Annotated in this window: 24 protein-coding genes; 8 read left to right on the forward strand and 16 right to left on the reverse strand. The window is 72.7% G+C overall.

Annotated elements, in window-relative coordinates; genetic code table 11:
* The first annotated feature begins 15 nt into the window (after positions 1 to 15).
* Positions 16 to 483, forward strand: coding sequence for an NUDIX domain-containing protein (locus EIY87_RS29140; RefSeq protein ID WP_125313034.1), 468 nt, complete (start codon positions 16 to 18; stop codon positions 481 to 483).
* Here EIY87_RS29140 and EIY87_RS29145 read toward each other — a convergent pair.
* Positions 469 to 1,116, reverse strand: coding sequence for an HAD family hydrolase (locus EIY87_RS29145; RefSeq protein ID WP_125313035.1), 648 nt, complete (start codon positions 1,114 to 1,116; stop codon positions 469 to 471). The genes EIY87_RS29140 and EIY87_RS29145 overlap by 15 nt on opposite strands.
* A gap of 28 nt (positions 1,117 to 1,144) precedes the next feature.
* On the reverse strand, positions 1,145 to 1,633 hold the full coding sequence (locus EIY87_RS29150; protein ID WP_125313036.1) for an O-acetyl-ADP-ribose deacetylase: 489 nt from the start codon (positions 1,631 to 1,633) through the stop codon (positions 1,145 to 1,147).
* 101 nt (positions 1,634 to 1,734) lie between these two features.
* On the opposite strand from EIY87_RS29150, the gene EIY87_RS49140 reads away from it, so the two are divergent.
* On the forward strand, positions 1,735 to 2,649 hold the full coding sequence (locus tag EIY87_RS49140) for a cold-shock protein (RefSeq protein WP_125313037.1): 915 nt from the start codon (positions 1,735 to 1,737) through the stop codon (positions 2,647 to 2,649).
* A gap of 31 nt (positions 2,650 to 2,680) precedes the next feature.
* Here EIY87_RS49140 and EIY87_RS29160 read toward each other — a convergent pair whose 3' ends face one another.
* The 3 genes from EIY87_RS29160 to EIY87_RS29170 all read right to left on the reverse strand — a co-directional run bounded on the left by EIY87_RS29160 (position 2,681) and on the right by EIY87_RS29170 (position 5,326).
* On the reverse strand, positions 2,681 to 3,472 hold the full coding sequence (locus EIY87_RS29160) for an alpha/beta fold hydrolase (protein WP_125313038.1): 792 nt from the start codon (positions 3,470 to 3,472) through the stop codon (positions 2,681 to 2,683).
* A complete protein-coding gene (locus tag EIY87_RS29165; RefSeq protein ID WP_125313039.1) occupies positions 3,469 to 4,113 on the reverse strand; it encodes a DUF998 domain-containing protein in 645 nt (214 codons plus the stop codon). Before EIY87_RS29165 ends, EIY87_RS29160 begins: the two co-directional genes overlap by 4 nt.
* Before the next feature lie 91 nt (positions 4,114 to 4,204).
* Positions 4,205 to 5,326, reverse strand: coding sequence for a metallophosphoesterase (locus tag EIY87_RS29170; protein ID WP_225440087.1), 1,122 nt, complete (start codon positions 5,324 to 5,326; stop codon positions 4,205 to 4,207).
* A 170-nt stretch (positions 5,327 to 5,496) separates the two neighbouring features.
* Here EIY87_RS29170 and EIY87_RS29175 point away from each other — a divergent pair, with 170 nt between their 5' ends.
* A complete protein-coding gene (locus tag EIY87_RS29175; RefSeq protein WP_125313040.1) occupies positions 5,497 to 5,769 on the forward strand; it encodes a DUF6412 domain-containing protein in 273 nt (90 codons plus the stop codon).
* A 49-nt stretch (positions 5,770 to 5,818) separates the two neighbouring features.
* Entirely contained in the window at positions 5,819 to 6,472 is a 654-nt protein-coding gene (locus EIY87_RS29180; RefSeq protein ID WP_225440088.1) for a YidC/Oxa1 family membrane protein insertase, read from the forward strand.
* Here EIY87_RS29180 and EIY87_RS29185 read toward each other — a convergent pair.
* Positions 6,455 to 6,868 (reverse strand): DnaJ family domain-containing protein, encoded by a 414-nt coding sequence (locus EIY87_RS29185; RefSeq protein WP_125313041.1) that lies wholly within the window; start codon positions 6,866 to 6,868, stop codon positions 6,455 to 6,457. The two genes, EIY87_RS29180 and EIY87_RS29185, sit on opposite strands and share 18 nt — an antisense overlap.
* A gap of 60 nt (positions 6,869 to 6,928) precedes the next feature.
* Here EIY87_RS29185 and EIY87_RS29190 point away from each other — a divergent pair, with 60 nt between their 5' ends.
* The gene (locus EIY87_RS29190; RefSeq protein ID WP_125313042.1) at positions 6,929 to 7,699 is read left to right on the forward strand and encodes a TetR/AcrR family transcriptional regulator C-terminal domain-containing protein; all 771 of its coding nucleotides are present in this window, start codon (positions 6,929 to 6,931) and stop codon (positions 7,697 to 7,699) included.
* Here EIY87_RS29190 and EIY87_RS29195 read toward each other — a convergent pair.
* From EIY87_RS29195 to EIY87_RS29205, 3 genes are all read right to left on the reverse strand, one after another.
* A complete protein-coding gene (locus EIY87_RS29195) occupies positions 7,696 to 7,947 on the reverse strand; it encodes a hypothetical protein (protein WP_125313043.1) in 252 nt (83 codons plus the stop codon). The genes EIY87_RS29190 and EIY87_RS29195 overlap by 4 nt on opposite strands.
* A gap of 5 nt (positions 7,948 to 7,952) precedes the next feature.
* A complete protein-coding gene (locus tag EIY87_RS29200) occupies positions 7,953 to 9,125 on the reverse strand; it encodes a lytic transglycosylase domain-containing protein (protein ID WP_125313044.1) in 1,173 nt (390 codons plus the stop codon).
* Between the two features lie 194 nt (positions 9,126 to 9,319).
* Entirely contained in the window at positions 9,320 to 10,234 is a 915-nt protein-coding gene (locus tag EIY87_RS29205) for a LysR family transcriptional regulator (protein ID WP_125313045.1), read from the reverse strand.
* A 103-nt stretch (positions 10,235 to 10,337) separates the two neighbouring features.
* Between EIY87_RS29205 and EIY87_RS29210 the strand changes: the two genes are divergently transcribed.
* Both EIY87_RS29210 and EIY87_RS29215 read left to right on the forward strand, forming a co-directional pair.
* Entirely contained in the window at positions 10,338 to 11,033 is a 696-nt protein-coding gene (locus tag EIY87_RS29210) for an SDR family oxidoreductase (protein WP_125313046.1), read from the forward strand.
* Between the two features lie 100 nt (positions 11,034 to 11,133).
* Complete coding sequence (locus tag EIY87_RS29215) at positions 11,134 to 11,742, forward strand: hypothetical protein (RefSeq protein ID WP_125313047.1); 609 nt, start codon at positions 11,134 to 11,136, stop codon at positions 11,740 to 11,742.
* Here EIY87_RS29215 and EIY87_RS29220 read toward each other — a convergent pair.
* Positions 11,739 to 12,179, reverse strand: a complete 441-nt coding sequence (locus EIY87_RS29220; protein WP_125313048.1) for a GNAT family N-acetyltransferase — start codon at positions 12,177 to 12,179, stop codon at positions 11,739 to 11,741. The two genes, EIY87_RS29215 and EIY87_RS29220, sit on opposite strands and share 4 nt — an antisense overlap.
* A 161-nt stretch (positions 12,180 to 12,340) precedes the next feature.
* Between EIY87_RS29220 and EIY87_RS29225 the strand changes: the two genes are divergently transcribed.
* On the forward strand, positions 12,341 to 12,502 hold the full coding sequence (locus tag EIY87_RS29225) for a hypothetical protein (RefSeq protein ID WP_191984348.1): 162 nt from the start codon (positions 12,341 to 12,343) through the stop codon (positions 12,500 to 12,502).
* A gap of 78 nt (positions 12,503 to 12,580) precedes the next feature.
* Here the strand turns inward: EIY87_RS29225 and EIY87_RS29230 are convergent, their stop codons facing one another.
* The 6 genes from EIY87_RS29230 to EIY87_RS29255 form a co-directional block, all read right to left on the reverse strand.
* Positions 12,581 to 14,074, reverse strand: coding sequence for an alpha/beta hydrolase (locus tag EIY87_RS29230; RefSeq protein ID WP_125313050.1), 1,494 nt, complete (start codon positions 14,072 to 14,074; stop codon positions 12,581 to 12,583).
* An 83-nt stretch (positions 14,075 to 14,157) separates the two neighbouring features.
* Entirely contained in the window at positions 14,158 to 15,522 is a 1,365-nt protein-coding gene (locus EIY87_RS29235; RefSeq protein WP_125313051.1) for a DHA2 family efflux MFS transporter permease subunit, read from the reverse strand.
* 18 nt (positions 15,523 to 15,540) lie between these two features.
* Complete coding sequence (locus tag EIY87_RS29240; RefSeq protein ID WP_125313052.1) at positions 15,541 to 16,554, reverse strand: LacI family DNA-binding transcriptional regulator; 1,014 nt, start codon at positions 16,552 to 16,554, stop codon at positions 15,541 to 15,543.
* A 4-nt stretch (positions 16,555 to 16,558) separates the two neighbouring features.
* On the reverse strand, positions 16,559 to 16,900 hold the full coding sequence (locus EIY87_RS29245; RefSeq protein ID WP_191984298.1) for a hypothetical protein: 342 nt from the start codon (positions 16,898 to 16,900) through the stop codon (positions 16,559 to 16,561).
* A gap of 226 nt (positions 16,901 to 17,126) precedes the next feature.
* Positions 17,127 to 18,017: an NHL repeat-containing protein gene (locus tag EIY87_RS29250; protein ID WP_225440089.1), complete on the reverse strand. Its 891-nt coding sequence runs from the start codon at positions 18,015 to 18,017 to the stop codon at positions 17,127 to 17,129.
* A 100-nt stretch (positions 18,018 to 18,117) separates the two neighbouring features.
* Positions 18,118 to 18,582, reverse strand: coding sequence for a GNAT family N-acetyltransferase (locus tag EIY87_RS29255; RefSeq protein WP_125313054.1), 465 nt, complete (start codon positions 18,580 to 18,582; stop codon positions 18,118 to 18,120).
* Between the last annotated feature and the right edge of the window lie 19 nt (positions 18,583 to 18,601).

Here is an 18,601-nt window from a genome sequence, read left to right on the forward strand (position 1 = left end):
CGGCAGACTGGGCCGATGGCGGGCAAACGCAGTGCCGGGCTCCTGGTCCACCGCGGCCGGGGCGAGACCCTCGAAGTGCTCCTCGCGCACATGGGCGGGCCGTTCTGGGCGAAGAAGGACGCGGCGGCGTGGTCGCTGCCGAAGGGTGAGCTGGATCCGGACGAGGAGCCGGAGGCCGCGGCGCGGCGCGAGTTCACGGAGGAGCTGGGCCTGCCGGCGCCGTCCGGGGAGTACGTCCCGCTCGGCGAGGTGAAGCAGTCCGGCGGCAAGGTCGTCACGGCGTGGGCGGTGGCGGGCGACGTCGACCCGGCGGCGGTCGTGCCGGGGACGTTCACCATGGAGTGGCCGCCGCGCTCGGGTCGTCAGCAGGAGTTCCCCGAGGTGGACCGGGTGGCGTGGTTTTCGCTGGCGGTAGCCCGCGAGAAGCTGGTGAAGGGCCAGCTGCCGTTCCTCGACCGCCTGCTGGCGTCAGTCGCCGAGTAGCGCCTCGAGGGGTTTCGCGGCGAAGGACGGCAGCACGACGTCGGCCTGCCCGAAGTCGAGGCTCTCGGTGATGGCGTTCGGCACGGCGACGCAGGTCAGCCCGGCGGCCTTGGCGGCGGTGACCCCGTGCGGGGTGTCCTCGAAGGCGATCGTCTCTTTCGCGTTTGTCTTGAGAGCCTCGAGCGCCGCGAGGTAGAGGTCGGGGTCGGGCTTGGCCTTGTGCCGGTCCCCGGTGAGGACGGCGTCGAAGTAGCGGGCGATGCCGAGCCGTTCGAGGTGCGGGTTGACCCAGGCCCCGGACGAGCTGGAGGCGACGGCGAGCTTGAGGCCGTGGTCCTTGGCGGCCTCGAGGTAGGTCTCGACGCCTTCGCGCGGGCCGAGGGTCTCGAGCAGCTCGAAGACCCGGGCTTTGGACTTCGGCCGCAGCGCCTCGGGGTCGATGCCGGGCGCGTGCTCGGCGAGCAGGGCGAACATGGCGGGCGTGGTGTGCTGGGTGCCGATGACGGCGTACCAGGCGTCCAGCGGCAGCTCGGTCCCGTGTGCGCGGAAGACCTCCTGCCAGGACTGGAGGACGGCGGACTCGGTGTCGGCGAGCGTGCCGTCGAAGTCGAAAACCAGGGCGCGGGTGGGCACGGTTGCACCCTGCCCGGTCGGTGATCGCTCAGGCAAGTGGGGTGTGACGAGCCTCGAAGGCGCGGAGCGCTTGTTCGCCGCGGAGGGCGAAGACGACCTCCTGGATGCCGCCGGGGTCGGCGGCGCGGACCGTGGTGAGCGCGATCTCGGCGGCCGACTCGAGGGGCCAGCGGTAGATGCCGGTGGAGATGGCGGGGAAGGCGACGGTCTTGGCACCCAGGTCGTTCGCGGCTTTCAGGGCGTTGCGGTGGCAGTCGGCGAGCAGTTCCGAGCGGTCCTCGGTCGAGGACCAGACCGGGCCGACGGTGTGCACGACCCACTTGGCGGGCAGGTTCCCGGCGGTGGTGGTGACGGCCTGCCCGGTCTTGAGTCCCTTCCCGTAGTGCCCGGCCCGCAGCTTCCGGCACTCGGCGAGGATTTCGGGGCCACCCTTGCGGTGGATGGCCCCGTCGACCCCGCCCCCGCCGAGCAGCGAGGAGTTGGCGGCGTTGACGACGACGTCGACCTCGAGCCGGATTCCGTCGCCTAGCCGGCCCGCCCCTGGGCCCGGCCGACGGACCGCGAGGTCTGTCAGAGAGACTGGGGGCCAGTGCCCGCCCTCTCGACCTGGAGCTGTTGATGCCGCAAGGGACCGTCCGTTGGTTCGACGCCGAACGGGGTTTCGGCTTCCTCGCGCCCGAGGACGGCTCGCCGGACGTGTTCGTGCACGCCTCCGAGATCGTCGGGGACGGCGGCGCGAAACTGCTCCGCGAGGGTCAGGCCGTCGTGTTCGAGGTCGGCGAGAACGACCGCGGGCCCCAGGCGCTGCGCGTTCGCGTCACCGCCGATGCGGCCACCGGCAGCGCCGTGGGCCTGCTCGGCACCATCAACTGGTACGAGCCGGGCAAGGGGTACGGCTTCGCGTCGCCGGACGGCGGCGGCGCCGACATCTTCGTGCACAGCTCCGCCATCGTGACCGGCGGCGTGGTCACCGAGGGGCAGCGGGTGGCCTTCCTGATCGTCGAAGGCGAGCGCGGCCCGCAGGCCGGGCACGTGATCCCGCTGGGAGCAGGGGCCGGCTCACCCGCTGCGGCCGGTATCGCGGATGGTGCCGACGGCACGGTGGCCTGGTACGACGAGGACAAGGGCTTCGGCTTCATCAACCCCGACTCCGGCGCCGGGGACGTCTTCGTGCACGTCCGGGCCCTGGCCGAGGGGCTGACGTGGCTCGCGGAGGGCGACCGCGTCGCCTACGAGGTGGCCAGTGGGGACAAGGGCCCGCAGGCCCGCGACGTGCACCTGGTCCGGGGCGCCGAGCCCCAGACGGCGCCGGCGGCGCGGGACGTGCCCGTACGAGGCGGCGAGGGCGTCGTCGCGCGCTACGACGCCGACCGCGGCTTCGGCTTCATCACCCCGGACGCAGGCGGCGACGATCTCTTCGCCCACGCGTCCGTGATCATGGGGTCGGAGCCGCTGCGGAAGGGTGACCGGGTCCGGTACGCGGTGCGTCAGAGCGACCGGGGCCCGCAGGCCGACCGCATCGAACGCCTCTGAAGAGGCGGCCCCACCGACGGCTGATCGCCGCTCAGCCCAGGTAGAACTTCGTCAGCACCGGGGCCAGCGCCGCCGCCTTCACGATGTGGGTCTGGCCCGGCAGGGTCGCGTACTCCGCCGACGGCAGCACCTTCGCCAGCGACGACACCCCGTTGCGCATCCACTCCGGGCTCCGGCCGCCGTCGACCACCAGGGTCGGGATCGTCACCTCCGGCCACGACGGCGTCAAGGGCTCGCCCGCCTGGCGGTCGCCCACCACCGCCGTGTCGTACGGGATCGTGTGGGCGACCTTCTTGAGCTTCGACCAGAACGGCATGATCCGCATCATCGCCACCGTCGCGCCGCCGAGGCCGACGCCTTCGGTCATGAACAGCTTGACCGCCTTGCCGCGCTTGCCCTCGGCGAGCGCCGCGTCGAGGCGGGCCGGGTAGTCGGCGGGGACGCGGGGGCGGGTGGCGTCCACCACGAACGGGGGTTCGTACAGCGCCAGCTTCGGCGCCGGGAGGGTGCGGGCCGCTTCGAGGGCCAGCGCCGCGCCCGAGGAGATGCCGAACAAGAACGCTTCGCCGCCCGCTTCCTTCAGCAGGGCCGCGAGGTCCTCGACCTCGCGCTCGACCGCGTACGGGCCGGTGTCGGTGCTTTCGCCCCGGCCGCGGCGGTCGTAGGTGTACACCGTGAAGTGCGCGGACAGCTCCTTCGCCAGCGCGTCGTTCGGGGACGAGCCGCGGTAGCACATCGCGCCGTCGACCAGGACGAGCGCGGGGCCGGTGCCCGTGCGGGTGTACGCGATCTTCGTGCCGTCGGCGGAAATCGTCGTGGTCATCGGGACTCTCCTCGCGGCATCAGGTGGGCGGACGTCGTGGCGAGCCAGGTCCAGGCGAGCACCACGGCCGCCCAGAAGCCGAGCGTGACGACCGGGCTCGCCGAGCCGGACGCTACGCCGCCGAAGCCTACGAGGAACAACACGCCGGTGAGCCGCGAGTACCACGCACGGGCCGGCGGCAGGTGCGAGCCGATCGCGAAGCAGGCCGCGACCAGTGCGGCGAAGCCGACGCCGCCGCAGGCGAAGTGCAGCACTCCGTGCCAGCTCACCGACGCCGGCGGGCCGGCGGGCGTGCCCAGCGGGAAGCCGTCCTGCGGGTCGGCGCGGAAGATGCCCGCGCAGATCAGGCTGACGCCGTAGACCGCCAGCAGCCTCGGTCCCCATCTGCCGGGCAGGACACGGCGGAGGCCGGCCGCGGCGGCGAGGGTCAGCAGGCCGGTGACGAGGAAGTTCGCGACCTGGACGAAGCCGATCGAGCCGTTCGCCAGGATGCTCGCCGGGTGACGCGTGAAGTCGAAGCCCGCGCGGGTCAGGCCTTGGAGCACGCCGGTGCCGACGAACACGGGTCCGGCGAGGATTCCGCAGGTCAGCAGCGTGCGGGTGGGCGTGGTGACGGGGGTGGGAAGCGTGGTGGTGGTCATGCGGGACAGCGTGCCATCCGATCGTTCAAACTGTCAAGACAGAAAAAATTGTCGGTAGGCTCTGCCTCGGTCGAGGGCGACCGAAGGTGGCTCAGGCCGAGCGCAGGGTGAGGAGCGTGATCTCGCTGGGGGCGAAGACGCGGAACGGCGGGCCCCAGAACCCGGTGCCGCGGCTGTTGTACAGCTGGGTCGGGCCGTGCCGGGTCAGGCCGGAGAGCGTCGGCTGGTCGAGGCGCACCAGGAGGTGGAACGGCCAGATCTGGCCGCCGTGCGTGTGGCCCGAGATCTGCAGGTCGACGTCGGCCTCGCGGGCCTCGCGCACCTGCTTCGGCTGGTGCGCCAGCAGCACCACCGGGACGTCGTCGGGGCGGCCGGCCAGCGCGGCGGCCAGGTCGGGGCCGTGGCCGGGCAGGCCCGACGCGGTGCCGGTCGGGTCGTCGATGCCGGCGAACAGGATCCGGTCGCCGTCGCGCTCGATCAGCGTCGAGCGGTTGTGCAGCGTGTCCCAGCCGAGCCCTGCCATGTGGTCGAGCCACGCCTGGGCTTCGCCGAAGTACTCGTGGTTGCCGGTGATGTAGAAGCGCCCGAGCGCGGCCTGGACGCCGCCGAGCGGGTCGACCTGCTTGCGGCGCTTGGCCACCGCGCCGTCGGCGAGGTCGCCGGCGTGGCAGACGACGTCCGCCTCCAGCGCGTTCACCGCCGCGACGACCTGCTCGGACCACTTCGTCCGGTCGATCGGGCCGAAGTGGGTGTCGGTCAGCACGGCGATGGTCAGGCCGTCGAGCCCCGGTCCGAGGCGCGGGATGACGACGTCGGTCCGCTTCACCGGCGGCACGCGCATGGCGACGCGGTTGCCGTGCACGAGCAGGCCGGCGGCCACCAGCACGGTCGCGCCCGCGACGATCCGCGACCGCAGCGGGTCTTCGACGCCGAGCAGCGCGAGCCGCAGGACCAGGCTCAGGATCGACCAGCTGAACAGCACCCAGATCACGGCGAGCAGCGAGTCGCCGAGGCGCGCGGAGGCGTCGCTCTGGCGCTTGGCGTGACCGCGGAACATGGCGACCGGCATCGTGACCAGTCCCGCCGCCAGCACGACGGTGCCGGCGATCGTGCCCGCCAGGCCCCACTCCGGCGCCAGGACGAGCGTCCACCACGGGACGCCGTACAGCAGGAGCATGGCCAGGATCGGCACGACGACGAGTTGCCCTCTCATCGAACCAGGTTACAGCCCATCGGGCTGTTACCAATCCGGCCCAAAAGTAGGCCGGCCTTCGAGCGGGACGTGCCGTTGCCGCGAAAGTCATCCGGCCGTGACTGTGGTCGGATTGGTAACGAGCGGCACAGCAGCTTTTCGCTACTCTGGTGGGGAAGGAAGGGGGCGTTGTGCACACACTGCTGCAGCTGGCGTTCCCCGTCGTGACCGGCCCGAGCGCGCTGGTCGCCTTCGCCTCCCTCGCCGCCGCCAGCCTCCTGGTCGTGCTGCTGGTGAGCAGCACGCACCGCAGCGAGCTGGCGCTGTGGTCGGCGCCGGTGCGCAGCCGCGTCACCGCGTTGCGACGCCGGGCCCGTCGCGCCGAGTCGATCCGGCTCCGCGATCCCGGCCGTCCCGGCCGCAGCAGGCCACGAGCACCCGGGTTCCGCAGCACGGCTGCGTGACCCCCAGCGCAGCCATTCCGCCTGCCCCCATTCCTTCCACTCGTGCGGAGTGCTGCCCGTGTTCGGTTTCCTCGACGTGCCCGTTTCCGGCGCGTACCACCTGATCCACGCCCTCACCGGCCCGCTTTCGACGGCGCTGGCCATCGTCGTGTTCACCCTCGGCGTGCGGCTCCTGCTGCACCCGCTCGCCCGGTCGGCGGCCCGCGGCGAGCGCGCCAGGGCCACCCTGCTGCCGCAGCTGCGGACCTTGCAGGAGAAACACGGCAAGGACCGCGACCGGCTGGCCGCGGAGATGGCGAAGCTGCAGCAGGAGTCCGGGACGTCGCTGTTCACCGGCTGCCTGCCGATGCTGCTGCAGCTGCCGTTCTTCACGATCATGTACCGGCTCTTCACGACGCCGGTGATCGGCGGCGAGCCCAACTCGCTGCTCGGCGCGACGCTGCTCGGGACGCCGCTGGGCGCGCACGGCCTGTCCGGCAGCCCGCTGGTGTTCGTGATCGCGGCCGGGCTCGCGGTCGTGGCGTGGTTCTCGGTCCGCCTGCAAGCGCCGCAGCCGGACGCGCCGGGTGGCAAGCTCTTGCGGCTGCTGCCCTACGGGACGGTGCTCGCGATTCTGGTCCTGCCCCAGGCCGCGGGCCTCTACCTGCTCACGACGACGGCGTGGACCGCGGCCGAACGCGCGTTGCTACGACGCCGCTCGTGACCGGCGCCAGTCCCGGACCGCTTCTTCGGCGTCCACCAGCGCGACCGTCAGCGGCGGGCCGGTGTGGTGGTTGAGGTAGGCCTGCCGGATCCGCTCGTTGAGGTCGGCCACGACCTCCCGCACCCGCGCTTCGGTGCGCTCGGCGGCGAGCGTCTCCGGCAGGTCCTGGACCTCGCGCTTGAGCGCGAGCGCCGGCGGCAGCAGCGCCTTCGTGTCGTGGCCGCCCTTGCGGACTTCGCGCAGGACCCAGTCGGTCGCGGCGTCGTTGCCGGTCGGTTTCGGCAGCGGCTTGCCGGTGCCGGGCAGGTCGTCGAAGTCGCCGCGGTCGCGGGCCTCGTCGATCTGCCGGTCGACCCACCAGCGGAAAGAGACCTTGGGCGGCTTGCGTCGGTCCATCGGCTCACACCCCCTCGCTGCTCTCCAGGGTAATCTCCGGGGGAGGAGCGAGGGGACCGCATGACCGTCGAACGCAGTGGCGCCGATGACGTCGACCGCACACTCGCGCTGCTCTGGCGCGCCCGGGGAAGTAGCGCCGAGCCGACCAGAGGACGCCGGCCGACGCTGACGGTCGAGCGGATCGTCGCCGCCGCGATCGCGGTCGCGGACGCCGACGGGCTGGCCGCGGCGTCGATGCACCGGGTCGCGAAGGAACTCGGCGCCGGCACCATGACGCTGTACACGTACGTACCCGGCAAGGCCGAGCTGGTGGACCTGATGGTCGACGACGTGCTCGTCGAGCGCCGGCTGCCGGGGCCGGGCGAACCGCGCTCCGGGGACTGGCGCGAGCAGGTGGCGCTCTACGCCGAACGGACCAGGGCGGCCTACCGCGCCCACCCGTGGCTGTGCGAGGTGTCGCGGGTCCGGCCGCCGCTGGGGCCGGGGCAGCTGGCAGGCCAGGAGTACCTGCTGTCCATTGTGGACGCGCTGGGGCTGCCGCCGCGGCAGGCGGTCGCCGCGGCCAACGCGATCGGCACGTACGTCGACGCGAACGCCGCGCTCGGCGCGGAGAACACCCGTCTCGAGCGCAGCACCGGCCAGTCGACCGAGGCCTGGTGGCACCAGCGGTCGTCGTTCTGGGAGGACTACTTCGTGGTCGACGCCCACCCGGCGATGAACCGGATCTGGCTCGGCGGCGGGTTCGACCAGAGCGCCGAGGTTCAGGGGGAGAAGGGGTACGAGTTCGGGCTGAACCGGATGCTGGACGGGATCGAGGCTTTGGTCGGTTAGCGGCGGCTGCGCCACCGCAGCCGGCGTCGCTCCTGCCGGGGCACCTCGGCCGTCGAGTCGCCGCGCAGCAAATCGCGGCACACCGGGTCGAAGCGGCCGGGTGCCTCGATCATCGGCGCCGCCAGCACCAGGTGCCCGCAGACCGCGCGGAACCGGCCGTCGTGCCGGCCCGCCGCGAACTCGTCCTCGGTGACCGCGTGGGTGTAACCGTCGGTGTCGCAGCGGATGTGCACCAGGAACGGCTCCACCGCGCTCACCCCGCCGGGGTCGTCGAGGTGGTTTCGGTCGGGGTGGCCGCCGAGTCGGCCGGGGTGGTGCTCGACGTCGACGGCGCCGGGGTGGTGCTCGTCGTCGACGGCGGCGGCGTGGTGGTGGACGTCGGCGGCGGCGTCGTCGGGTCCGTGGTCGGGGTGGTCGGCTTGGTGGTCGGGCTGGTCGGCGACGTCGTCGGGCTGGTCGGGCTGGTCGTGCTGCCCGGCGGCGTCGACGTGCCCGGCAGCGAGCCCGGCGGCTGGGCGGTCACCGGGGGCGCGGGCGGCGCCGGGACGCCGACCGGGGCACCGGCCGCGGCGGCGTCCGGGGCGTCGGGCGCGCCGATCGGCACCTGGCTGTCGGGGAGCTGGGCGACCCCGCCCCGGTAGGCCGCGGCCCACGCCATCACCGTGTCCACATAGGACTGCGAGTTGTTGTAGCGGCGCACGGCGATGCGCTGCCCGGCGTCGGTGGAGAGGTCCAGCCCGCCCGAGCACAGGTAGCGCGCGGTGGCCAGCGCCTCGTCGTAGGCGTTGTTCGGGTTCGACACGCCGTCGCCGTTGCCGTCGGAGGCGTAACCGCGCCACGTCGACGGGATGAACTGCGTCGGGCCGACCGCGCGGTCCCACACCGCGTCGCCGTCGTACTTGCCGCCGTCGGTGTCCGGGATCGCCGCGAACGCGCCGGCGCCGTTGAGCACCGGGCCGAGGATGGGTTCGAGGGTGTCACCGTTCGCGTTGACGTACCCGCCGCGGGCGTGGTTCGACTCGATCCGGCCGATGCTCGCGATCAGCGCCCAGTCCAGGTGGCAGTTCGGCTGCTCCTTGGCCAGGATGTCGGCGGCGTTCTGGTACGCCTTCAGCATGCTGCCCGGGATGCCGAGCGGGCCGGAGATGCCCGCCGAGCCGGCCCGCCCGCCCGGCACGACCAGCGGCGTGGGCAGCGGGGGCTGGGGCAGGCTGCCGTCGACGGCGATGGGCGGCATGACGATGTTCGGCGGCTGCAGCGGCGCGGCCTGGTCCGGGAGGAGGGCGTTGCCGGTGTCGGCGACCACGACCGGCGCGGGCTGGCCGGTGGTCAGCGTCGGCAGCACGACGAGTGCGCCGCCCGCGAGCGCGGCCGCGGCGCGGCGGACCGCTCGCGAGCTCTTGCGACGTGGCCGGTGCTTCGGCATGGTCGTCCCCGCTTCCCTCGATCTTCGCTGATCGCCTCACCCGATCGGCCTCACCCACCGGTACTGACCGGTAGGAGCAAGCTATCCGATGGAAGCAAACTTTGGCGAATGGCACAGCGAAATCCGGCCTGCGCGGAGAAGTTCGTCCTGATGGCACAAAACCTTCGTAGGGAATCTGTCACATTCACCAGGACTTAACGGGTCGCTGAGGACAGTTTGTCGAGCAGGGCGCCGGGGACGGTGATCCCGCGCTGCGCCACGTCCGAGGAAAACCGCCGGACGAGCGAATCCGACGGCGTCGCCGTGAACACCACGACTTCGCGGTGCAGGGCCGGCTTCAGCCGCCGCAGCGCTCCGGCGAAGGTCCGGGTGAGCGCGGTCGTCGGCACCAGTGCCAGGCCGAGGCCCGCCGCGGCGAGCTGAGCCGCCGTCGACGCCTGTTTCGTCCGCATCACCGCGGTCAGCACCGCCCCGCGTTGAGCGGCTTGGTCGTCGAGCCAGCCGCCGAGGCCGTTGGAGGGGTGGTAGTGCACCACCGGCAGCCCGGCGAGGTCGGACATCGCCACCGCCGCCCGGGTGGCGAGCGGGTGGTCCGGGGCCAGCGCGACGACGACCTCTTCGCGCCCGACCACCTCGACCGGCCCGGTCCAGCGGCTCGGCCGCGGCCCGGCGGCGACGTCCGCTTCGCCCGATTCCAGGGCGCTGACCAGCGCGTCCGCGCTCGTGGTCTCGGTCAGCGTGATCAGCACTTCCGGGCGGTGGCGGTGCCAGGCCCGCAGCACGGGGGCGAGGAGCCCGGCGGTCATGGTCTCCGCGCACGCGACGCGCAAGGTGCCCACGCCGCCGCCGGCCACCGCGCGCCCGGTCCGGACCACCCGTTCCGCGGCGGCGATGGCGGCTCGCGCGTCGGTCAGGATCGCGCGCCCCGCGGCGGTCGGGCGCACCCCGCGCGGCAGCCGTTCGAGCACCGGCGCGCCCAGCTCGCGTTCCAGCGCGCCGATCTGGTGGGACAACGCGGGTTGCGAAAGGTGCAGCCGCGCGGCCGCCTCGGTGATCGACCCCGCGTCCACGACGGCGACCAGGCACTCGAGCGCGCGCAACGTAGGCATTCGCCGATTTTATCGCAACCATCGGAAACATCGGGATCAGGACGGGATTGCCCGAGCCTCCGCGAGCGCTGAACGACGTGTGCGAGACGAAAGGAGCACGGAAATGTCGTTCGAGGGAAAGCGCTTGGTCGTCGTGGGCGGCGGTTCGGGAATCGGCCGCCGGATCGCGGCGGACGCGCGCGCGGCGGGCGCCGAAGTCACGCTGGCCGGGCGGAACCCGGCGCGGCTCACCGAACCCGGGGTGCGGGCCGCATTCGCGGACCTGACCGAGGAATCGTCGTTGAAAGCGCTTGCCGAGGAAGCCGGCGAAGTCGATTACCTCGTCACGCTCGGGTCGGCCCCGGCGAACGGCCCGGTCGCGACGCTGGAGCGGGACGCCGTCGCGCGGGCGTTCGACGCGAAGGTGATCGGGCCGCTGCTGCTGGCCAAGCACTTCGCCCCGCGGTTCCGCGACGGCGGCGCGATGGTGCTGTTCTCCGGGGTCGCGGCCTGGCGGCCCGCCCTGGAGCGGACGGTCATGGCCACGACGAACGGCGCGGTGGCGTTCCTCGCGGAGGCGCTCGCAGTCGAGCTGGCGCCGGTCCGGGTCAACGCCGTCTCACCGGGCATTGTGGACTCGGGCGCGTGGGATCGCCTCGGGGAAGCGAAGGACGAGCTGTTCCGCCGGACGGCGGCCGCGAACCCGGCCCGCCGGGTGGGCGCGGTGGAAGACGTCTCGGCGGCCACTCTCCAGCTGCTGCGGAACCCGTTCGTCACCGGCACGGTGCTGCATGTGGACGGTGGCGGCCGGCTCGCCTGAACTCAGGGTGAGCAAGCCTTTACACGGCGGTTCGCCATTCCTATGATCGCACCGACCGGACGCGCCGCCGCGGTCCGGTCGGCCCGAGGTGGAGGGTTTGATGGCACGTAGGGCGCCGCGCCGGGAGCACGTCACCGTCGCCGAGCTGCTGGTCCGGACCACCGCGCCGCACGACCGGGGAGCGCCCGCGCGGCACCGGGAGAAACCGCAGGCCTTGCGTTCGCTCGCCCGGCTGCGGGTCGTGTCGGTGGTCGCCGGGGCGCTGGCGCTGACCGGCGGCGTCGGCGCGGCGGTGACGATGCCGGTGCAGCGGGGCGCGGGCCCGTCCTGGCCCCCGGCTGGCCTGGAACCGCCGCCGGTCGCGCTGATCCCGCTGCCGGCCGACGTCGTGGTGCCGGCCGCCCGGCCGGAGGGGGAATCCGTGGCGCCTCCGGTCAATCCCGCCGATATTGCTCCGGTGGTGGCGGCGCCGAATCCGAATTCCGGAATTTCGCCGGGGCGTCGGGGAACTCTCGCGCGGGCGGTCAAAGTCGTCTCGAAGGCGAAACCGAAACCCCGGCACGCGGCGCCGGTGCGCCACGAAATCCCGGACGTGCCAACGTGGTCCCGCGGCCGCGCGCCGGAGCGGCAACCGGCGTGGACCGGCCGTCACCACGGCGGCGGGCACCACGAGTGCGGTGGCGGCGGGCGGCACCGCCGCGGAAGCTAGGCGTCCAACGGGATCTGGTACTGCATGAATCCCTTGTCGACGGCGACCTGGTCGTAAAGCCGCCGGGCCGTGGCGTTCGACGTCTGCGTGTGCCAGTAGACGCGAACGCATCCCCGCGCCCTGGCCCACTGGACGACGGCTTCGATCAACGCCCGGCCGGCACCGCGCCCGCGGGCTTTCTCGTCGGTGAACAGGTCTTGCAGGTAGCAGACGTCGTCCGAGGTGGTGCTGACGTGGGTGAAGAAGTGGACGATGCCGACGAGTTCGCCATCGAGCCGCGCGCCGAGGGCGTGCATGCGCTCGCCGGCCGCGAACTCGCGCCACGCGCGGTCCATTCGTTCGGGCGGGAGTGTCCTGCCGTAGAACGTGTTGTAGCCGGCGAACAGGTTTTCCCAGGTCGCGCGGTCGCTTTCGGTGAGGCCCCCAATGGTGATCATCGAATCAGGTTAGTCCACCGGACACAACTGGCCAGTAAGGTGACGGACCCGAAACAAATTCATAGAATTGGGGCGCTCGGTCGGCGGCATTCACGCGGAGGTTCCTGATGGCGCGCACAGCGCACCGTGGCAGTGGCAGACCCGTCTCGGTGGGCGAGCTGATGCTCCGATCGGACGTCCACGGCAGGCGCCGTCCCGAGGATCTCGAGGTGCTGGAAATGGCGTACCGGATGCGCCGCCGCACCGGGCCGGCCGCGGATCGCGCCGCGGTGAAGAGCGGGGGCTGGTGGCAGGTGCTGCGCCGCGGGTTCCGGCGGGGCTGACCTCATCTCCGGCTCCTTCCGCGCACCAGTGCGGGGCCGGAACCGATCCTGCCGGTTCCGGCCACGCGGTGGAAGGCGTCAGAAGGCGATCGTCGACGGCGGCTTCGGGCCGGCGATCCGCGCCTCGGCCGACCCCGGCTCGACCGCGGCGCAGTGCGTGCCCTTGGCCGGCAGCTTGCCGCTGATCAGGTAGTCGTCGGTGGCCTTGGTGACGCACTGGCTGTTCTTGAAGTACGCGCCGTGGCCCCAGCCGTCGTAGGTGAGCAGCGTGCTGCCGCTCTGCCGGGCCGCCGTCCGCGACCACGCGTACGGCGTCGCCGGGTCGTGCTTGCTGCTGACCATCAGCAGCGGCGGCGCGCCGTGGACCTGCAGCGGGTGCTGCGGGTTGCTCGCCCGCTCCGGCCAGCCGATGCAGCCGGTGACGGCGGTCCAGCCCAGCGAGTTGACCTTGACGTCGGGCGCGAGCGCCGCGGCGGTCCGGCGGTAGGCCTCCAGCTCGGCGAAGTTGTGCACCGGCAGGCGCCAGTCGTCGCAGAACACGCTCTGGAAGACGTTGTTGACCGGGGTGTCCTCGCGCAGCCGCGCCGACGCGGGCGGCGGCGTGCCGTCCTTGAAGGACTTCAGCACCGTCGCGAGCCGATCCCAGCTGGGGCCGTAGAAACTGCCCTGGAAGATCGACGCGAGGTCCAGCGGCGTGATCGCCTCACCGCTCTGCGGGTCCTTCAGCTCGCCGCGAGCGGCCTTGTCCTGCAGGTCCCGCGTCACCTTCGAGACGTCCTGGCCGTGCAGCGCGCAGCTCGCCGTCCGGTCGCACCAGGCGGCGAATTCGCCGAATTCCGCTTGCACGGACTGGGTTTCGCTGTTCAGGAACTCCCACGCGGTGTACTGCGAGTGGTCCATGTTGCTGTCGAGGACGAGCGCGCGGACCTTGTCCGGGAACAGTTCCGCGTACTGCTGGCCCATCAGCGTGCCGTATGAAACGCCGTAGTACGTCAGCTTCGCCTCGCCGAGCGCGGCGCGGATGGCGTCCATGTCGCGTGCGACGCTCTTGGTGTCGCCGAACCGCGCCAGCGGGCCGGTGAGCCGGCCGCAGCTTTCGCCGAGATTCCGGTTGTACCGCGCGAGCTCCTCGAACTCGGCCTGGTTCTCCGGCACCTTCGGGTGGTCGGCGATCAGCTCGTCGAGCCCGCACTTGATCTGCGTGCTGTCGCCGACGCCGCGCGGGTCGAACCCGACGGTGTCGAACCGCTTGGTGATCTCGGCCGAAAGCGTCCAGCCGGCCTTGACCTCACCCGCGCCCGCGCCGCCGGGCCCGCCCGGGTCCATCAGGATCGAGCCGATCCTGGCTTGCGGATCCGTTGCCTTGCGCCGCGCGAGCGCGATGGACGTGGTGCCGCGGTCCGGGTGTGCCCAGTCGATCGGCACGGTGACCGTGCCGCAGTCGACGTCCGGCGCGTCCGCGCACGGTTTCCAGTCGACGGCGCCCGCCGCCGAGGCGGGCGCCGCGAACAGGCTTCCCAGTACCGCTGTGGTCGCCGCGGCCGTCAGCAGCCGCCTCACTACCCCCGACATTGCCAGCCCTTCCCCTCACCGACAGTGTTTGCTCGGCTCCAGGAAATCACCGATCCGGTGATCGCGCCAGCTTCCCAGGTGGATCAGGCCGTGACGTCCATTGTGGACATACGCTCAGCGCGCCGGAGCCACGCGGTGGCCAGCACGCTGAGCACGCAGAGTGCCGCCAGCACCCCGAACGCCCAGCCGAATCCGGTCGACGGAGCCGCGGACAGGCCGCGGGACAGCACGATCACACACGCCGCGCCGCCGACCGCGCCCCCCACGCGCATGACGATGTTGACCAGCGCGGTGGCGTGCCCCAGCTCGTCGGCGGCGACCGACGCGTAGGCCGCCGTCGACGCGGGCATGATCGACAGGCCCAGCCCGGCGCCGCGGACGAGGAGCAGCGCCTGGATCAGCCACATCGGCGTGTCCGGGCCGAACCACGGCAGCGGCACCGTGCTCGCCAGCACCACCAGCGCCCCGGTGAGCGAGACGGTGCCGCCGCCGTAGCGGTCGGTCAGCCGGCCGGCCACGAGTACGAACACCGTGGTGGCCAGTCCCATCGGCGCGAGCAGGACGCCGGCTTCGGCGGGCCCGGCGCCGAGCCGGACCTGGAACCACAGCGGCAGCAGCAGGACCGCGCCGAACATGCCGGCCCCGGCGAGCAGCACGGCCGCCAGCGCCGAGCCCAGCACCGGCCGCGCGGCGAGCCGCAGCCGCAGCACCGGGTGCCGCACGCGCAGCGACCACCACGTGAAGACCGCGAGCGCGCCGGCGCCGACGGCCGCGAGCACGCCGTTCAGCTCGGTCAGCGCGTAGACCAGCAGCGGCAGGCCGAGGGACACCAGCGTGAGCCCCGGCCAGTCCATCGGCGGTGGTTGCGCCCGCTCGCCGCGCGGCACGTACCGCAGGGCCAGTCCGAACGCGACCAGCCCGATCGGCACGTTCAGCCAGAACAGCACCGGCCACGAGAAGTGCGCGAGCAGGAACCCGCCGACGCTCGGCCCGACGACCGGCGCGAGGCCGACGACCAGCCCGAGCGTGCCCATGGTGCGGCCCAGCCGGTCCGGGCCCACGGCCAGCCCGATCACGGTCTGCCCCGCGGTGACCATGATGCCGGTGGCCATGCCCTGCACCGCCCGGAAGGCGATCAGCGTGACCGCGTCCGGTGCGAGGGCGCAGGCCACCGACGTCAGGAGGAACGCGGCGAGCGCCCACAGCCACAGGCGGCCGGCCCCGAGCTTCCGCACGAGCCACGGCGTGAGCGGGAGGGCGGCGGCGAGCCCGAGCAGGAAAGCCGTGGCCACCCACTGGATTTCGATGAGGCCGACCCCCAGGCGCAGTCTCATCGATTCCAGCCCGACGGCGACGATCGAGCCGTCCATGTTGCCGAGGAACCCGCCCAGCGCCATCACGCCGGAGGCGAGCCAGACGGTGCGGGGGATGGGTGGTGCGGTGGTCATGCCGACGACGGTAAAAGCTCAAGGAAGGTCGAAGTCAACCCGCCGGTTCGAGCTGCCCCGGACGACGAGCCGCGCCGTCAGCGTCGTCGTGGTGGCGGGCCGGGGCCCGCCGTCGGCGATGCGGGCGAGGAGCAGCCGTGCCGCACGTTGGCCCATCGCGTAGGCCGGCTGGTCGAGCACCGTCAGCGCCGGCGTGATCAGCGTGGCCCAGGGCACTTCGTCGAAGGAGACGATCCCGACGTCGCGGCCCGGCCGCAGGCCCAGTTCGGCCAGCACCTGCAGCACGCCGGCCGCCATCGGGCTGCCGGACACCAGGAGCGCGTCCGGCGGATCGGGTGCCGCCAGCAGCCGGGCCGCGGCTTCCCGGCCGCCCGCCTCGCGGAACCCGCAGCGGTGCACCAGGTCCGCGGCGTACTCCCGGCGGGCCGCGCGGAGCCCGTCGCGGTAGCCGTCGAGGCGCGCGTCCGCGGTCGTGACGCCCGGCGGGTCGGCGACGCACCCGATCCGCCGGTAGCCCTGCGCAATCAGGTGCCGCACGGCTTCGGCGGCCGACTCGCGGGAGTTGACGAGGACCGCGTCGCAGTCGGCCGAGGTGAGCCGCCGGTCGACCGCCACGATCGGCGTCCGGTGCGCGAGCAGCGGCTCGACGTCGCTGCCGGGCGTCGGCGAAAGGATCACGCCCGCGAGCCGCTCCTGCGCGGCGACTTCGACGTACCGGCGCTCCTTGGCCGGGTTTTCGTCGGAATTGCAGAGCATCACCGAAAACCCGGCGGCCTGCGCGGTGTCCTCGACGCCGCGCGCGATCGCCGTGAAGAACGGGTTTTCGACGTCGGCGATGATGAGCGCCAGCACCGCGGTCTCGCGGCGGCGCAGGCTGCGGGCCAGCCCGTTCGGCGTGTACCCGAGCTGTTGGACCGCGTGCGCGACGCGTTCGGCGAGCATCGGGTCCACAGTGGACTTGCCGTTGAGTGCCCGCGAAACGGTCGCGGTCGAGACCCCGGCCAGCGCCGCCACGTCGGAGATCGTCGCCACCGCGCTAACCCCGGAGGCCCTGCCGCCGGGTGGCCGCGCCCCGCCACCCGCGGCCGGCGGCCAGCCCCCGGTAGTGCTCCAGCGCCGCCACGGACTCGGTGACCTGCTCGAAGCTGGGCAGGGCGCGCACGTTGGCCACGAGCGTCATGTCCTTGCGCGGGATCTCGATGAAGCAGACCTCGATGCCGGACCGCTCGGCCGCGGCGGCCACCTGGTCCCGCCAGCTGGGCAGGTCGTAGTCGTCGCCGAGCCATTCGTGCAGGTAGACGCACCACTTGCCGCGCTGCAACTCGCCCGCGATGGCTTCGAGGTCGACCAGGTACGGCTCGGTCACGCGTTCGGCCATGACCGTTCCCCGCAACACCAAGGCACTACTTCCCTCCTGCACTCCGGCGGCGACCCGTACCGGCCGGAAAGCGCTTCCCGCAGTGGTCACCTCCCCGCTTCCACCGTGCAGCGCGCCGTCAATTTACCGGGGGAACTCCGGCCGCGGCAACCGACGGCCCGGATCTTGACATCCCGTGCACGACTCGCGTGCGGATGCACGTGCCGATGACTGACTGCTTGAATTTTCAGTGAACGAGCAGGAGATTCGGGGAGCCGCCGAAGTACGCGCTGTCCGTGACGTACAGTGCACCGCCGCGGACGGCGACCGCCGTCGGGTTGGCCAACCCGTCCGAAGTGGACAGGATGGTGCGGACGCCGTCGCGGCCGGCCGTGACGACGCGGTTCTCCTGGTTGATCGCCGCGACGACGGTGGTACCGCGGAAGGCGAAGTCGTCGACCGGCCCGAGCCCGGTGAAAGCCACCCGGCCCGGCGCACCGTCCAGCGGGAACCGGACGAGCGTGCCGCGGTCCAGGTTGGACACCCAGACGGCGCCGTCGTGGACCTGCACGCCGTTGGCGCCGAAGCCGCTCACCGGGGCGAGCAGGTCGCCGGTGGCCCAGTCGGTCACCTGCCCGGTGCGCGGCGAGACGCGCCGGACGACCGAGCCGAACGAGTCGGCGACGAAGAGGTCGCCGCTGGCGGGATCGCGCGCGACGCCGTTCTGGAACCCGGACGGCGGCAGGGAAGCCACCTTGACCGGGGTGCCGCCGGGCCGCACCCGGTAGAGGCCGGTCGCCGCCGTGCCGGTGGAAACGGCGACGTAGAGGTTGCCGGCCGGGTCCCGCGCGATGCCGCCGAGGAACAGTTTCTTGTGGACGACCGGGACGTCGCCGTCGGCGGGCACGGGGACGCGGGCGATGACGCGGACCCGCCCGCCGGGCGTGACCCGGCCGATTTCGCCGGTGTAGGCGAAGGTGAGGTCGGCCGAACCGTCGGGTTCGAGCGCGATGTTTTCCGGCTGCTGCCCGGCGGCGAGGTCGAGGGGAACGATCCTCGTGGCCGCCTGGGCGGGCGCGGCCGGGAGGACGAGGGCGGCGGCCGCGGTCAGCGCGACGCCGATGTGCTTGATGCGCAAGGGAACTCCGTCTCGGTGGGGATGTTCGCACTTTCGACGGTAGGGCGGCGCGCACCGCGGCCGCCAATAGCTCAGCCTGGGCCGTCCATCGGAAAACCGATCACAGGTCGCGCGCGAAACACCGCGAGAGCGGCTCGCCGGCGTACGGCCCGTAGGCCTCGATCGGTTCGTAGCCCTCGCGCTGGTAGAAGCGGATCGCGTCCGGCTGCCCGGTGCCGGTTTCCAGCAGCAGCCGGGCGATGCCGAATTCCCGCGCGCGGTCTTCGAGCGCGCGCAGCAGGGCGGTCGCGACGCCGGTGCCGCGGGCCGCCGGCTCGACGTACATGCGCTTGACCTCGCCGGACCCCGGCCCGAGCAGCCGCAGCCCACCGCAGCCGAGCGCCGCTCCGGCCGCGTCCCGCGCGACGAGGAACACGGCGACCGTCTCGGCGGTCGGGACCGCGCCGGGCTCGTGGTCGTCGGTGCCGTAGCGGGCGTCGAGTTCGGTGCGCTGGGCCGCGCGCAGGCGGACGGCGTCGGGGTCGTCCCAGGTCACCGGGGTGATGGCGAACGTGCAGTCGAGCATGAGGTGGTACCCCCTTATC

This window comes from Amycolatopsis eburnea (genome assembly GCF_003937945.1).
GTDB classification, from domain to species: domain Bacteria; phylum Actinomycetota; class Actinomycetes; order Mycobacteriales; family Pseudonocardiaceae; genus Amycolatopsis; species Amycolatopsis eburnea.

Bases quoted from the DNA above. Each gene is read 5' to 3' on its own strand.
- EIY87_RS29225 (WP_191984348.1), top strand. From the start codon at position 12,341: ATGCTCCGATCGGACGTCCACGGCAGGCGCCGTCCCGAGGATCTCGAG.
- EIY87_RS29255 (WP_125313054.1), bottom strand. From the start codon at position 18,582: ATGCTCGACTGCACGTTCGCCATCACCCCGGTGACCTGGGACGACCCC.
- EIY87_RS29205 (WP_125313045.1), bottom strand. From the start codon at position 10,234: ATGCCTACGTTGCGCGCGCTCGAGTGCCTGGTCGCCGTCGTGGACGCG.
- EIY87_RS29165 (WP_125313039.1), bottom strand. From the start codon at position 4,113: ATGACCACCACCACGCTTCCCACCCCCGTCACCACGCCCACCCGCACG.
- EIY87_RS29140 (WP_125313034.1), top strand. From the start codon at position 16: ATGGCGGGCAAACGCAGTGCCGGGCTCCTGGTCCACCGCGGCCGGGGC.
- EIY87_RS29245 (WP_191984298.1), bottom strand. From the start codon at position 16,900: ATGGCCGAACGCGTGACCGAGCCGTACCTGGTCGACCTCGAAGCCATC.
- EIY87_RS29230 (WP_125313050.1), bottom strand. From the start codon at position 14,074: ATGTCGGGGGTAGTGAGGCGGCTGCTGACGGCCGCGGCGACCACAGCG.
- EIY87_RS29200 (WP_125313044.1), bottom strand. From the start codon at position 9,125: ATGCCGAAGCACCGGCCACGTCGCAAGAGCTCGCGAGCGGTCCGCCGC.
- EIY87_RS29220 (WP_125313048.1), bottom strand. From the start codon at position 12,179: ATGATCACCATTGGGGGCCTCACCGAAAGCGACCGCGCGACCTGGGAA.
- EIY87_RS29210 (WP_125313046.1), top strand. From the start codon at position 10,338: ATGTCGTTCGAGGGAAAGCGCTTGGTCGTCGTGGGCGGCGGTTCGGGA.
- EIY87_RS49140 (WP_125313037.1), top strand. From the start codon at position 1,735: ATGCCGCAAGGGACCGTCCGTTGGTTCGACGCCGAACGGGGTTTCGGC.
- EIY87_RS29235 (WP_125313051.1), bottom strand. From the start codon at position 15,522: ATGACCACCGCACCACCCATCCCCCGCACCGTCTGGCTCGCCTCCGGC.
- EIY87_RS29215 (WP_125313047.1), top strand. From the start codon at position 11,134: ATGGCACGTAGGGCGCCGCGCCGGGAGCACGTCACCGTCGCCGAGCTG.
- EIY87_RS29190 (WP_125313042.1), top strand. From the start codon at position 6,929: ATGACCGTCGAACGCAGTGGCGCCGATGACGTCGACCGCACACTCGCG.
- EIY87_RS29170 (WP_225440087.1), bottom strand. From the start codon at position 5,326: ATGAGAGGGCAACTCGTCGTCGTGCCGATCCTGGCCATGCTCCTGCTG.
- EIY87_RS29185 (WP_125313041.1), bottom strand. From the start codon at position 6,868: ATGGACCGACGCAAGCCGCCCAAGGTCTCTTTCCGCTGGTGGGTCGAC.
- EIY87_RS29160 (WP_125313038.1), bottom strand. From the start codon at position 3,472: ATGACCACGACGATTTCCGCCGACGGCACGAAGATCGCGTACACCCGC.